Genomic DNA, 13,334 nt, shown 5'->3' with positions numbered 1-13,334 from the left:
CAAACCCGGGGGAAGAGGAGAGGGAACCTACGCCGGAGCCATCAGCAGCGGGCGGGCCCGCTCGCGCAGCTCCACCACCCGCGGCTCGTCGCCGTACGGCTCCAGCCGGTGCAGCAGATCCTTCACGTACTCGGTGGTGCGCGCCGAGGAGATCCGCCCCGCGACCTCCACCGCCCGCACGCCCTGCTCGCATGCCGCGTCGAGGTTGCCGGACTCCAGTTCGGCGACCGCGGAGACGACGAGCCGCAGCCCGTGCGAGCGCACGAACTCCTCCGTCGGCTTCGACAGCGCCTGCTCCGTGAACCGCCGCACCTGACGTGGTGCCTTCAGATCGCGGTAGCACTCGGCCGCGTCCGCGCAGAAGCGGTCGTAGGAGTAGAAGCCGAGCCAGGACGGGTCCTGGTCGCCGTCCCGCGAGCGCTCCAGCCAGCCCTCCGCCGCCTTGAGCGCGGCGCCGGCGGCCTGGGCGTCACCCGCGCGCGCGTGCGCGCGTGCCTCGACCAGCCGGAAGAAGCTCATGGTGCGGGCCGTGGCCAGGCCGCGGTTGCGCTCCAGGGCCGCCTGCGCGAGGTCGACGCCCTCGTCGCCGAAGCCCCGGTAGGTCGCCTGCAGGGACATCGAGGCCAGGACGTACCCGCCCAGCGGTACGTCCGCCGCCGCGCGGGCGAGCCGCAGCGCCTGGATGTAGTACCGCTGCGCGGCCTCCTGCTGCCCGGTGTCGAAGGCCATCCACCCGGCGAGACGCGTCAGCTCGGCGCTCGCCCCGAACAGCGCCCGCCCGACCTCGTCGGAGTACGAGCCGAGCAGCAGCGGCGCCGCCTCCACCCGTAAACACTCGGGCACCATGGACGAACGCCAGTCGCCGCCTCCGTACTTGGAGTCCCAGCGCCTGGCGTCCTCGGCGGCCTCCCGCAGTTTCTGCACGTCGCTGTGGCCGACTTTGGCCGGTGCGCCGGAGCCCTCGGCGGGGTTCACCTCGCGCGCGACCGAACTGTCGGCCGGGGTTATCAGCCATCGGGAGGCGGGCGTTGCGTACGCGCTCACTGCGAACGATCCGGCGAGCGACTGCCAGATGCCGCCGGAGCCGGCGCGCCGGCCGGCGAGGTCGAGGCGGTAGAGATCCGTCGCCGACCGCACCGCCTGTCCGACGTCCCGGGGGAAGGCGAGGCCCACCTCGGGTGCGGGATCCGCGTCCGCCAGGCCGATCTCGTGGAGCGGCACCGGGCGGCCGAGCTTCTGGCCGATGGCGGCGGCGATGAGGTGCGGCGCCGCACCCTGCGGCACCATTCCCTTCGACACCCAGCGCGCCACCGACGTCTTGTCGTAGCGAAGAGTCAACCCGCGTTGAGCGCCAAGGTCGTTGACGCGGCGCGCGAGTCCTGCGTTGCTGATTCCCGCGAGGGCGAGAACGGCGCCGAGCTTTTCGTTCGGCCCGCGTTGCTCCCTGGACATGCGCCACCCCTCGACACAGACGGCTGCCGCGCTGGCATAACCACGCGGCATTCGTAAACCCAGCGTAGTTCGCCGCATCCCAAGCGTTAAGGGGCATTCTTCCGGATGGCGGGATTGTGGTCCGTACTGAAGTGCGGTTCAGGTACGGACCGTTGCGACGTGCTCCCGCTGTGTGGCTGTGCGCCCGTGTGTGCGCTCTTCTCCGGCCACGGGGGGAGCGGTTCCATGGATCGTGCGTGGGTCGGCCCGCTGTACTGGATCCAGTGGGCTGGGGGACACCGCCGCCTCCATCCCCGCGGGCGGCGGAACGGTCCGGGGGGCGAGTCCCGCCTCCCGGACTGCGCACACGCCAAGTAGTGCGCAGGGCCTGTACGGAGCGTGGCCAAAGCTGTCGTCGTCACGCCGAATTGGCTGAAAATAGACCCCGCCTTTTCTGGGTGATCACCGCTCCCACCACGGAACTTGACGGCGCGAAGGGTGTTTTCGGGGCGTGAACCGGGGGCGCATTCACGTCGCCGCGGCCCGGCGATCGCCGTGTCCCGTACGGGCGTTGACGCCACACGCCCGCCGCACGGGGGCGCCATTAGGGGCGCATTCAAGGATCTCAAGCGGTGTCACCGCGTCTCCGGCGCGCGTCCTTCATGGCAGCATGGTGAACCGGTTCGTGCGGTGCACTGGTGGTCCACAGCCTGTGGAGGCGTCGATGCGGTGGTTGGTGGGATGGAGCAGCACCGCCGCGGGAGCCGCCCAGATCGGTTCCGCGGGGGCCACCGGGCCCGACGGGGAGACCGTGCACCCGGTGGGCTCCCAACTCCTGTGGGGAGACCCCGATCCGCTGTGGGCGGTCGGCGACTGGCGCCCCGACGAGGTGCGTGTGGTGCAGGCCGACGCTCAGACCCGGATCGCCGTGCTCGGCATCTGCGGGGCGAGCGACGAGCAGCTGCGGGTCGGACTCTTCGCCGCGCGCGGCGGGGCACTTCGGCATCTGACGGCCTGGCCGGGCAGCTACACGGCCGTCGTCCAGGTCGGCCGCCGCGTCATGGTGTGCGGCGATCTGGCGGGCGCCCGGCCGGTGTTCTACACCCCCTGGGCCGGCGGCACGGCCTACGCGACCGCCGCGCTGCCCCTCGCCGACCTCATCGAGGCCAACCTCGACTTCGGGCATCTGGCGGCCCTGCTGGCGGCCCCGGACGTCCCCGCGGCGCTGGACGACTCCACGCCCTATGACGGCGTACGGCGCATTCCGCCGGGGCACGCCCTGATCCTGCGCGCCGGAGCGCGCGAGATCGCCGGGTACGAGCCGGTCGCCTCCCTCGCGGTGGCGGCTCCCCCGGCCGACCCGGACAGCGCGGTCGGCGGCGTGCGCGACGCGCTCGTGGAGGCGGTACGGGCCCGGCTCTCCGCACCCCGGCACGTGCCCGGCGCCGACATCGACCCCGGGCCCGTCCCGGGCATGGGCCCCGCCGAACGCCGTGCCGCGCGCGGGATGCCCGTTCCCGGCATCGGCGCCGACCTCTCCGGCGGCCCGGCCTCCGGCACCCTCGCCCTGCTCGCCGCGGGCCTGCCCGGCATGCCGGGCACGGTGCTGGGACACGGCACCGGCGCCGGGGAACGGCTGCTGGCGGTCACCTTCAACGACCTCGCCGTGGGCGGGCGGGAGGCGGAGCTGGAGCGGGCGGGCACGCTCGCGTCCAACCCGCGCCTGCACCACGTGGTGGTGACCGGCGGCGAGGAGACCCTGCCGTACGCCGATCTGGACGGCCCGCTCACCGACGAACCCGGGTCGTCCCTGGTGACGGCCGCCCGGCACCGGGCGCGGCTCGCCGCGGGCAGCGCGGACCACTTCACCGGCTACGGCGCCCGTCAGGTCCTGGACGCCCATCCGGCCCGGCTGACGGACCTGTTGATGGACCGCAAGCGCCGGCACCTGGTGCGACCCGTCGCCGCGCTCGCCAAGGCGGACGGCTCGGTGATGGTTCCCGCGCGGGTGTACGGCGCGGCCCGCAAGCTGGCGCGCACGCCGTATCGCACCGGGCTCGAGGCGCTCGCCGAGCGGCTGCTGCAGCGCCGGTTCGACGAGCCCGGAGGTGCCGTGGGGGCGTCGCTGGCGGCGCTCACCTGGGCCAGACCGGGCCCGGCGGCCCGCTGGCTGACCGGGGAGGCGCTCGCTGAAGTATCGGTTCGCCTGCAAGGGGCCACCAACCGCTCCGGGGTCGGCCCGGGACAGCGCCCCGGCGACTACCGCGCCCGTGCCGCCCTCGCCCGCCACGCGGCGGACGTGCGCGTGCTGGAGCAGGCCGCCGAGATCCGCTTCCAGCGCCTGCACGCGCCGTTCCTCGACAACCAGGTCGTCCGCGCCTGCCGCGCTCTTCCCGAGGCCCTGCGTGTCCAGCCCGGCGCGCGTGCCGCGATCCTGCGCACGGTCCTGGAGGGCGCCGGCGTGGCCGACCTGCCCTCGGGCTGGGGCGCGCCCTCCCACGCCCCCGCCGCGGTGGCCGCCCGCACCGGACTGCGGGTGGCGGCCACCGACCTGATCTCCCTGTTCGGTACGCCGCTGCTCGCCGAGGCCGGCCTGGTCGAGGCCCGCGTGGTCCGCAAGGCGCTGCGTTCCGCCGCCGAGGGCGAACCACTGCCCCTGGACGGCCTCGCGGACCTGGTCTCCCTGGAGCTGTGGCTACGACGGCTGCTCGCCCGCCGGGGCACCTGCTGGACCGGAACCCCGGCACGCGCGCGTGCGGTGCCCGCCGGCATCACTCCCCAGCGCAACGCCCTCGGCGCCGGAGCCACGGCCCGGCGCGCCTAGGCGCAGCGGAACTTCGACTCGGCCCAGTCCGCGAGGACCAGCTTGTCGAAGGCGCTGTGCGGTTCCACGACCAGCCGGACCGTCTCGCGCCCGGCGATGTTCACCGACAGGGAGACCGCGGGGTCGCCGCCCTTGACGTACCCGGACTGCCACAGCCGGACCCCGTCCGCGTACACGGAGAACCGCATCTTCCCCAGGCCCAGGCTCATGTCGTCGACGCCGACCACGGCCCGGTAGGTGGAGCACGCCCGGTTCAGGTCGATGGTGACCGAGGAGGCGCCGTGCACGGTGACGCCGTGCGCGTACCGGGTGCCACCGATCGACGCACCCTGCCGCTGCCAGACCCAGCTGCTCTCCCCGATCCGCATCTCGGGTGCGGTGCCGTCGCCGTTGACGTCGTAGCGCAGCTCGCTCCACCGGTACTCGGCCGGCGGTGGCGCGGGAGCCGGGGGCGGCGTCGGTGTGGGGGTGGGCGTCGGGGGCGGGGTGGGCTTCGGCGTGGGTGCGGGGGTCGGGGTGGGCTTCGGCTTTGGCGTGGGGGTCGGGCTCGGTGTGGGGGTGGCTGTGGGCTTCGGGGCCGGATCGGCGGCGAAGACGGGCGGGGCCGGCGTGGGCGCCCTCTTCGAGGGCTCGGGGGTGGGGGCGTCCTCGACGACCGGGGTGGGTGAGGTGACCGGCGGCTTGGCGTCCGGCTTCGGCGCCCGGTCGTCGTCGGCGACCAGGGCCAGGGCCACCGCCGCGGCGGCCACGGCGACCACACCGGCCGCGATACCGGCCTTCACCGGGGCGCCGAGCCCCTCGGAGGCCGCCGCGCCGCCTCCGGCGCCCGCACCGCCCGAGGAGGAACCGCCCGCCGCGGCGGCGGCGCCCGCGGCACCCGCGGCGCCCGCTCCGGTACCGCCCGCGATGAGCGCGGCGACCTTGGCGTACCCGGCGGCGCCGAACCAGCCGATGACCGCGACCGGGACGACGGCCGGGATACCGCTGGCGACTTCCTTGAGCTGGCCCGCTGCCAGGCGGCACTTGGCGCACTCCTCCAGGTGCTTGCGCAGGCCCCGTTCGGCACGGGTGCGCAGGCTGCCACGGGCGTAGGCGCCGAGCCGGTCGGCGTAGCGGGCGCACTCCTCGTCGCTGGCGAGGGTGGCGCTGACGTGGGCCTGGAGATAGGCCTGCTTGAGGCCCTCGCGGGCGCGGCTGGCGAGCACGCGCGTGCCGTTGGCGTCGAGCCCGAAGAGCGTGGCGACCTCGCTCGGGGACTCGTCCTCGACCTCCGTGTGCCACAGCACGGCCTGCCAGCGCTCCGGCAGCGACCGGAAGGCCTGCATCGCCATCGACTGCTCGGCCTCGTGCATCGTGCGCACATCCGCGCCGAGGTCGAGCGTGTCGCCGTCCGCCACCTCCGACACCCGTGTCGCCTGGGAGGCGAACACCGCGAAGTCGTCGACCAGTTGCTCCCGCTTCGCGGACTTCGTCCAGGTCGCGGCGACGCGCCGGACGGAGGTGAGCAGATACGCGCGTACGGCGTGCTCGGGGCCCGAACCGCCGCGTACGGCCTGGAGCATGCGGGCGAAGACCTCGGCGGTCAGGTCCTCTGCGGTGTGCGCGTCGCGGCAGCAGGTGCGGGCGTACCGGCGGACCGCGTCGGAGTGCCTGCGGTACAGCTCCTCGTAGGCCGTGTCGTCGCCCGCGCGCATCCGCCCGATCAACTCGGCGTCGGACGGCGCCAGGTCCCTGGGCGGCGGCAGGACGCTGTCCTCGCGCCGGTCGCGCTGCGCGGGGACGCTGCCCTCCACGGGCTCCCCGCCCTGCGCCGGGATGTTGGCCACCGGAGACTCGCCGCCCTGCGGCAGGTCCGCGCGTCCGCCCTGACTCGGCACGTGCGGCGAGGCCGGGCCGCCGCCTTCCGCGTCACCGTCGCCGAGTGACCCGTCCCGCCCGTCAACGCTCATCGCGGAAAGCCCCCGCCGCCGGCCCAACCAGTCCCGAACACCGGGTCAGTGTGCCCTATCGACTTTTCGTCAGCGGCCGGCGATGAGGGCCTTCCACTCGTCCGAGGGGACTTCCTCTTCCGCGGTACTGGCCGTCACCCTTACGGGGAAGGCTCAAATGACGTTTCCGGAAGTGCAGTTGAGGCAATAGCCCGGAATTCCCGAGATGTTCCCCGAGTGTTTCCGGGGCGGGGCGCACCTGGCGCCCCGCCCCGGCGTCACCTTTTCGAGTCACCCGGCGCATTGCCCCGCCGCCGGTCACGACGGCCGCGAACGCAGCCCTTCCAGCAGGATGTCCAGCAGCCGTGCCGAGGCCGCCGCCTGCTGCGCCGCGTCCGGCAGCGAGGGCGCCGCCGTCGCGATCACCAGCAGCACGTCCGCCACCGACACGTCGGCGCGCAGCTCACCCGCCTCGCGCGCCCGGTCGACGAGCTGCCCCACGACCTCGAGCAGCGCCGAAGCGCCCGCGTCGTCCACGCCGGCACCGGAGCCCGCCGGAGTGTCGCCGGGTACCAGCCGCAGCTCGCCCGTGCCGGGCTGTGTCCGCTGCTGCGGCACCCGCGCCTCGTCGAACCCGGTGTGGTCCGCGCGCTCCTCCGCGACCCCGACGCGCAGCACCTGCGGCGGCAGCAGCCGCCCGGCGCCGGACGCCACCGAGGTGCGCAGGAAGCGCGAGAGCGCCGACCACGGCTCGTCCTCCTGCCCGAGCGCCGCCCGGGCCTGGTCGGTCAGCCGGGAGGTCTCCTCCTCGGCTATCCGGCGCACCAGGACGTCCTTGCTCGGGAAGCGGCGGTACACCGTCCCCACGCCGACCCGCGCGCGCCGCGCCACGTCCTCCATCGGCGCGCCGTAGCCCAGCTCGCCGAAGACCTCGCGTGCCGCGCGCAGTACGTGCTCCAGATTGCGCTGTGCGTCGACTCGCAGCGGAGTCGTGCGGGAGCTGTCCCCGCGTCCGTTCCCCGCCGCGTTCATGGTTCCACCCATCGTTCCGCCCATCGCTCCGCCACTGGTTGTGATGGCGGACGTGGACGACCAATGAGAGTCCTGAACATGCATAAGCGTTCCCCCGGTAATGACGTCTCCCCCCGGAGACTCTCCCCGCCATAGATAGCCGGAGCGCGGTGGAACTGCCCGGACCCGAGCCCGCCCGTCGCGAACCCGTTGAGCCCGACGAGCGCATCCCCCTACACCCCGTCGACACACGAACATAGTTGAGAGGGAGTCAATTCAGAAGGGGCACGTTCCGCACGGAGCGCCCCCCGATCGGCGTACGGGTCGTATACGTCCCGATTGCACCCCCTCCGACCCCCCGGCGCACACCCGTTGACCTGCGAGCCTTCCCCGCACTCCGGTAATTCGGCCAACCCGGTGGCCCGAAGGCGCGCGGTCACACAAATTGCCGAGGCTGTGGACAAACTCAAGCGCTGGGTGCGTCATGGGATGGTGAAGGAACGTGCGCGCATTCTCGTTGTCGGCGGCGGCTACGTCGGGATGTACACGGCTCTGCGACTCCAGCGAAAGTTGAAACCGGAAATCAAACGCGGAGAAGTCGAGGTCACCGTCGTCACACCGGACCCGTACATGACCTACCAGCCGTTCCTCCCCGAGGCGGCGGCCGGTTCGATCTCCCCCCGCCACGTCGTCGTACCGCTGCGCCGCCTCCTCGACCGCTGCCGGGTCGTCGTCGGCGAGGTCGTCTCCATCGACCACACCAAGCGCACCGCGACCCTCACCACCCTCGCCACCGCGGAGGAGGGCACCGGCGGCGAGCGCATCTCCTACGACGAACTCGTCCTCGCCCCCGGCTCGGTCTCCCGCACGCTCCCCGTCCCCGGACTCGCCGACCACGGCATCGGGTTCAAGACGGTCGAAGAGGCCATCGGACTGCGCAACCACGTCATCGAGCAGATGGACATCGCCTCCTCCACCCGCGACCCCGCGATCCGCGACGCGGCCCTCACCTTCGTCTTCGTCGGCGGCGGCTACGCCGGAGTCGAGGCGCTCGCCGAACTCGAGGACATGGCCCGCTACGCCGCCCGCTACTACCACAACGTCCTCCCCGAGGACATGAAGTGGATCCTCGTCGAGGCCTCCGGCCGCATCCTTCCGGAGGTCGGCGAGGAGCTGGGCCGCTACACGGTCACCGAACTGCGCCGCCGCAACATCGACGTACGCCTGAACACCCGGCTGGAATCCTGCGTCGACCGGGTCGCCGTGCTCAGTGACGGCGCCCGCTTCCCGACCCGTACGGTCGTGTGGACGGCCGGCGTCAAACCCCACCCCCTCGTCGCCGCCACCGACCTGCCGCTCACCGAGCGGGGCCGGCTGAAATGCACCGCCGAGCTGACCATCGACGGCGCCCCGCACGCGTGGGCGGCCGGAGACGCGGCCGCCGTCCCCGACGTCACGGCCGGCGAGCCCGGCACGGAGACCGCCCCCAACGCCCAGCACGCGGTGCGCCAGGCCAAGGCCCTCGGCGACAACGTCGTGCGCTCCCTGCGCGGGGAGCCGCTGCAGACGTACTCCCACCAGTACGCGGGCTCGGTCGCCTCCCTCGGACTGCACAAAGGCGTCGCCCACGTCTACGGGCGCAAGCTGAAGGGCTACCCCGCCTGGTTCATGCACCGCGTCTACCACCTGAGCCGGGTGCCCACCTTCAACCGCAAGGCGCGCGTCCTGGCCGAGTGGACGCTGTCGGGGCTCTTCAAGAGGGAGATCGTGTCGCTCGGTTCGCTCGAACACCCCCGAGCGGAGTTCGAACTCGCGGCCGGTGGAAAGCCTCCTGTCGACACGGACGACGACCCGAAGGGGTCGTCCTGACCGGACCCAGGAACTCCACCGGCCGGGCGGGCGTCTGACGGATGTCGGCCGGTCCGCCACACTGCCACACTGACCCCCGACGCTGGACGCCCTCGGACGGGCGACTCTCCGCCCCGGCCGGGTCCGGAGCTGGCCGAAGACGACGACACGAGGCAAGGATTCGTGAACTTCACGCGCTGGAGCGCCCGGCTCCCCGGAACGCAGCGCCGCGCCGCAGCGCGGACCGACCACACGGTCACCCCCGAGCGGCGCGGGGACAGCGGCGGCTCCGTCCCCGCGGCCAGAGCCGAGCAGCTCACCGACGCACCCCTGCCCGCCCTCGACGAACTGCCCGTACGCGAAGTCCTCGACCGCGTACCGGCCCTCGTCGCCCTGGTCCACGGCACCGACCACCGCCTCGCCTACGTCAACGACGCCTACGCCGGCGCCTTCGGCGTCCGCCCGCTCGGCGAACCGGCCCGGGAAGCCCTGCCGGAACTGGACGAACTGGGCCTGCTCCCGCTGTTCGACCAGGTCCTGCGCAGCGGCAAGCCCCGGACGGTCAAGTCCCGCAAGGCCCCCGACGGCCGCTCCTACACCTTCACCTGCACCCCGGTCGCCGAAGGCGAGGGCGGCGGCAGCGGTGTTCTCGTCTTCGCCACCGACGTCACCGACCACGCCGAGGCCGCCGAACGGCTGCGCGCCAGCGAGCGCCGCCAGCGCGAGACCGCGGTGACGCTGCAGCGCTCACTGCTCCCCCAGGAACTCGAACAGCCGGACGACCTGCGCATCGCGGCCACCTACCAGCCGGGCGGCACGGAGGCCGCGGTCGGCGGCGACTGGTACGACGTCATCACCCTCGGCGGCGGCCGTACGGCCCTGGTGATCGGCGACGTCATGGGCCGGGGCGTGCGGGCGGCGGCCGTGATGGGCCAGCTCCGCACGGCGGTCCGCGCGTACGCCCGACTGGACCTCCCGCCGCACGAGGTGCTGCAACTCCTGGACGGCCTCGCCACGGAGATCGACGCCAACCAGATCGCGACCTGCGTCTACGCCGTCCACGACCCGAACGAGGGGCGGCTGGTGTACGCCTCCGCCGGGCACCTGCCCATCCTCGTCCGCGACGAGAGCGGCACGGTCCTGCGCGCCGACGAGCCGACCGGGCCGCCGCTGGGCACCGGCGGCTGGATCCACGCCTCCGGCTCGATCCCACTGAGCCCCGGCTCGACGGCGGTCCTCTACACGGACGGCCTGGTGGAGCGCCGGAACGAGGACCTTGACGAGGGCATCGCGGCCCTGGAGCGCGCCCTGGCCGGCGCGACGGGCAGCCCGCAGGTCGTCTGCGACCGCCTGGTCCGCTCGGCGGGCGTCACGGCGGACCACGACGACGACGTGGCGGTCCTGGTCCTCCAGCACCCCGCGCGCACGGGCCCTGACGCCGACCTGTTCCGCAACGCGGCGCTGGAACTGCTGGGCGGGGTGGAGGCCGCGCCACGCGCGCGTGCCTTCGCCTCCGGCGTCCTGACGAGCTGGCGTTTCCCCGCGGACCTGCACGACCTGGGCGTCCTCGCGGCGAGCGAGCTGGTGGCCAACAGCCTCCAGCACGGCACCCCGCCCATGCGCCTGCGCCTGCGCCGTACGGACCGCCGCCTCATCGTCGAGGTCACCGACGGCGACGACCACCTGCCGCGTCGCCGCCGCGCCGACCCGGCCGACGAATCGGGCCGGGGCATCGCCATCGTCGCGACCATCGCCTCGTCCTGGGGCGCCCGCAAGACCCCGGGCGGCGGCAAGGCGGTGTGGTGCGAGTTCGCGCTGCCGCGCGCTCAGGCGTGAGCGGGGGCGGTCTCCGGCGACGGAGTGCCGCCCGCCACCACCCGGCTCCTCGCCAGCGCCGGGTGGTCCTGCTCGACCGTCAACCGGCGGCCCAGACGTAGCGCCAGGTACGTGATGCCGAGCGAGAACAGCAGGAACGTCACGATGTACGGCGCGTGCAGCGCGGCACCCATCGGGCCGCCGACCGCCGGACCGACGGCCAGCGCGAGCTGCTTCACCAGGGCGAAGGCCGAGTTGTACTGACCCGCCATCCCCGTGGGGGCGAGGTCCGCCACCAGCGGGGCGACCGTCGGCGACAGCATCGCCTCACCCAGCCCGAACAACGCGTACGTCGACACGAAGGCCGCCGTCGCCATCTCCTGGCTGCCGTGCCCGAGCCCGGCGTACCCCGCCGCGACCCACGCCACGGCCCAGATCAGCCCGACCGCCGCGATCACCCGGGACCGGCGCCGCCGCTCCACGAACCTCAGCACCGCGAACTGCGCCACGACGATCATCGCGGTGTTGGCCGCGAGAGCCGTCCCGAGGGCGGACGTGGAGATCCCGGCCGCCTCGACCCCGTAGGCGCTCAGACCCGACTCGAACTGGCCGTAGCAGGCGAAGAACAGCACGAAGCCCAGCACGCACAGCTGCACCATCGCCCGGTTCCCCAGCAGCTGCTTCCAGCTCCCCTTCGCCGACTGCGCGGGCGCGCCCCCGATGCGCGGCGAGTGCGGCATCCGCACGGTCGCCATCACCACCACCAGCAGCAGGAACATCGCCGCCTCGATCGCGAACAGCAGCGTGAAGGAGGAGACCCGGTTCGTGTCGACCAGATGGCCGCCGATGAGGCCACCGACACCGAGACCGAGGTTCTGCAGGAAGAACTGCGTCGCGAACGCCCGCGACCGCGTTTCCGCGGTCGAGCAGTCCACGATCATCGTCGCCAGCGCCGGCTGCATCACGGCCTGCCCGGCCCCCAGCGCGGCCGACGACAGCAGTACGGCCGTGGCGTTCCCGGCGAGGCCGAGGCTCAGCGCGCCGAGCGCGGCGGTGACCAGGGCGGCGAGCAGCACCGGCAGCGGGCCGCGTCGGACGATGGCCCGTCCGGCGAACGGCAGTACGACGAGCGCGGCCACGGCGAACACGGCGAGCACGAGACCCGCCGTCACCGCACCCAGCCCTCGTACCTGCGCCACATAGACGTACAGGTACGGGACGGTGAAACCGAGCCCGAACGCGCTGAGTGCGTTGCCCACGTGGATCCGGCGCATCGCCGCGCCCATCGCCCTGGTCACGTTCACCTCTCTCGAGTAGTCCGGCCTGAAGTGGAGGCCTCAAGTAGTTAGCTCCGAAGACTTCAAAGCTAAAGTTCGAAGCTAAAGAGTACACATGGAAGGACTTCAACGCCAACTACTGTCGTGCGATACTGCGACGCATGGGCGATACCTCCGGCGCCAACGGCGAGCCGACACTCGAAGAGCAGATCGCCGCCTACCAGCGCGAGTTCCAGGACCTCGACCCCCAGGTCGAGAAGATCGTCTCCGCACTGTCCCGGCTGAACCGCCGGATGAACGTCGCCTACGGCCGCCAGACCGCCACCCTCGGCATCAGCAACACCGAGTGGGAGGTCCTCAAGGCCCTCGTGCTGTCCGGCGCCCCGTACCGGCTGGGCCCGAGCGACCTCGCCAAGCGCCTCGGTCTCACCCCCGCCGCTATGACCCATCGGATCGACCGCATGGTCACCGAGGGCCTGGTGACCCGGGAGCGCGACGAGTCCAACCGGGTCCGCGTCATCGTTGAGCTCACGACGGAGGGCCGGGAGAAGTGGATGGAGGCGATGCGCCTGGCCTCGGGCTTCGAGGAGGACCTGCTCCAGGACCTCTCCGCCGAGGAGCGCACCGCCCTGGGGGAAGTGCTCACCCGACTCCTGCGCAGGGTGGAGCACGCCCAGCCGGACGCGGGCGGCCGGCTCACCGACCTCGATTAAAGATCTTGACAGGGGCCACTTGACACCCCCCTGCCCGATCCGTAGAGTTCTTCGGGTTGCCGCCGAGCCGTAACGGTTCTCCGACAACACCTCCGCCGCAGCAGCGGCAAACCAAACCACAGCACGATCTCCCAGCCGGGATGAATTCGGCGTGCCCGAATTCAATTCGAATGGGGTTCGGCAGCCCGATTAGGAACTGCCGAGCGGATCCGCTAAGGTTTGAAACGTCGGAACGGCCCAACGGCCGCGCGGACAAGCCCGGTTGACTGGGCGTCAGACGCCGAAAGGATCTGATAGAGTCGACACCGCCGGAAAGGGAAACGCGAAAGCGAGAACCTGGAAAGCACCGAGGAAATCGGATCGGAAAGATCTGATAGAGTCGGAAACGCAAGACCGAAGGGAAGCCCGGAGGAAAGCCCGAGAGGGTGAGTACAAAGGAAGCGACCGTTCCTTGAGAACTCAACAGCGTGCCAAAAATCAACGCCAG

Annotated in this window: 8 protein-coding genes; 4 read left to right on the top strand and 4 right to left on the bottom strand. The window is 72.6% G+C overall.

From position 1 onward, the window contains the following. Positions 1-27: 27 nt before the first annotated feature. On the bottom strand, positions 28-1,452 hold the full coding sequence (locus ACWDRW_RS00040; protein ID WP_451717737.1) for an MFS transporter: 1,425 nt from the start codon (positions 1,450-1,452) through the stop codon (positions 28-30). 703 nt (positions 1,453-2,155) lie between these two features. Here ACWDRW_RS00040 and ACWDRW_RS00035 point away from each other — a divergent pair. Next, entirely contained in the window at positions 2,156-4,255 is a 2,100-nt protein-coding gene (locus ACWDRW_RS00035) for an asparagine synthase-related protein (protein ID WP_451717734.1), read from the top strand. On the opposite strand, the gene ACWDRW_RS00030 is transcribed toward ACWDRW_RS00035, so the two are convergent. Both ACWDRW_RS00030 and ACWDRW_RS00025 read right to left on the bottom strand, forming a co-directional pair. Beyond that, positions 4,252-6,204 (bottom strand): sigma-70 family RNA polymerase sigma factor, encoded by a 1,953-nt coding sequence (locus tag ACWDRW_RS00030; RefSeq protein WP_451717732.1) that lies wholly within the window; start codon positions 6,202-6,204, stop codon positions 4,252-4,254. The two genes, ACWDRW_RS00035 and ACWDRW_RS00030, sit on opposite strands and share 4 nt — an antisense overlap. A 297-nt stretch (positions 6,205-6,501) precedes the next feature. Further along, positions 6,502-7,299 carry a TetR/AcrR family transcriptional regulator gene (locus ACWDRW_RS00025; protein ID WP_451717729.1) on the bottom strand — a complete coding sequence of 266 codons (798 nt, stop codon included), beginning with the start codon at positions 7,297-7,299 and terminating at the stop codon, positions 6,502-6,504. Between the two features lie 384 nt (positions 7,300-7,683). Between ACWDRW_RS00025 and ACWDRW_RS00020 the strand changes: the two genes are divergently transcribed. Together ACWDRW_RS00020 and ACWDRW_RS00015 are read left to right on the top strand one after the other, a co-directional pair. Then, a complete protein-coding gene (locus ACWDRW_RS00020) occupies positions 7,684-9,063 on the top strand; it encodes an NAD(P)/FAD-dependent oxidoreductase (RefSeq protein WP_451717726.1) in 1,380 nt (459 codons plus the stop codon). A 162-nt stretch (positions 9,064-9,225) separates the two neighbouring features. After that, complete coding sequence (locus ACWDRW_RS00015) at positions 9,226-10,878, top strand: ATP-binding SpoIIE family protein phosphatase (protein ID WP_451717723.1); 1,653 nt, start codon at positions 9,226-9,228, stop codon at positions 10,876-10,878. Here ACWDRW_RS00015 and ACWDRW_RS00010 read toward each other — a convergent pair. Further along, a complete protein-coding gene (locus ACWDRW_RS00010; RefSeq protein ID WP_451718643.1) occupies positions 10,869-12,143 on the bottom strand; it encodes an MFS transporter in 1,275 nt (424 codons plus the stop codon). The genes ACWDRW_RS00015 and ACWDRW_RS00010 overlap by 10 nt on opposite strands. 152 nt (positions 12,144-12,295) lie before the next feature. Here ACWDRW_RS00010 and ACWDRW_RS00005 point away from each other — a divergent pair, with 152 nt between their 5' ends. Beyond that, positions 12,296-12,847 carry a MarR family winged helix-turn-helix transcriptional regulator gene (locus tag ACWDRW_RS00005; RefSeq protein ID WP_451717720.1) on the top strand — a complete coding sequence of 184 codons (552 nt, stop codon included), beginning with the start codon at positions 12,296-12,298 and terminating at the stop codon, positions 12,845-12,847. Positions 12,848-13,334: the final 487 nt, after the last annotated feature.

Source organism: Streptomyces sp. NPDC003635, from assembly GCF_053587635.1.
The sequence above is the reverse complement of the archived record's forward strand: the minus strand, read 5'-3'. Positions and strand labels throughout refer to the sequence as shown.

What these genes read in the sequence shown, in the direction of transcription:
- ACWDRW_RS00025 (WP_451717729.1), bottom strand. Translation starts at nt 7,299, where the DNA reads ATGCATGTTCAGGACTCTCATTGGTCGTCCACGTCCGCCATCACAACC.
- ACWDRW_RS00005 (WP_451717720.1), top strand. Translation starts at nt 12,296, where the DNA reads ATGGGCGATACCTCCGGCGCCAACGGCGAGCCGACACTCGAAGAGCAG.
- ACWDRW_RS00010 (WP_451718643.1), bottom strand. Translation starts at nt 12,143, where the DNA reads ATGGGCGCGGCGATGCGCCGGATCCACGTGGGCAACGCACTCAGCGCG.
- ACWDRW_RS00040 (WP_451717737.1), bottom strand. Translation starts at nt 1,452, where the DNA reads ATGTCCAGGGAGCAACGCGGGCCGAACGAAAAGCTCGGCGCCGTTCTC.
- ACWDRW_RS00030 (WP_451717732.1), bottom strand. Translation starts at nt 6,204, where the DNA reads ATGAGCGTTGACGGGCGGGACGGGTCACTCGGCGACGGTGACGCGGAA.
- ACWDRW_RS00035 (WP_451717734.1), top strand. Translation starts at nt 2,156, where the DNA reads ATGCGGTGGTTGGTGGGATGGAGCAGCACCGCCGCGGGAGCCGCCCAG.
- ACWDRW_RS00020 (WP_451717726.1), top strand. Translation starts at nt 7,684, where the DNA reads ATGGTGAAGGAACGTGCGCGCATTCTCGTTGTCGGCGGCGGCTACGTC.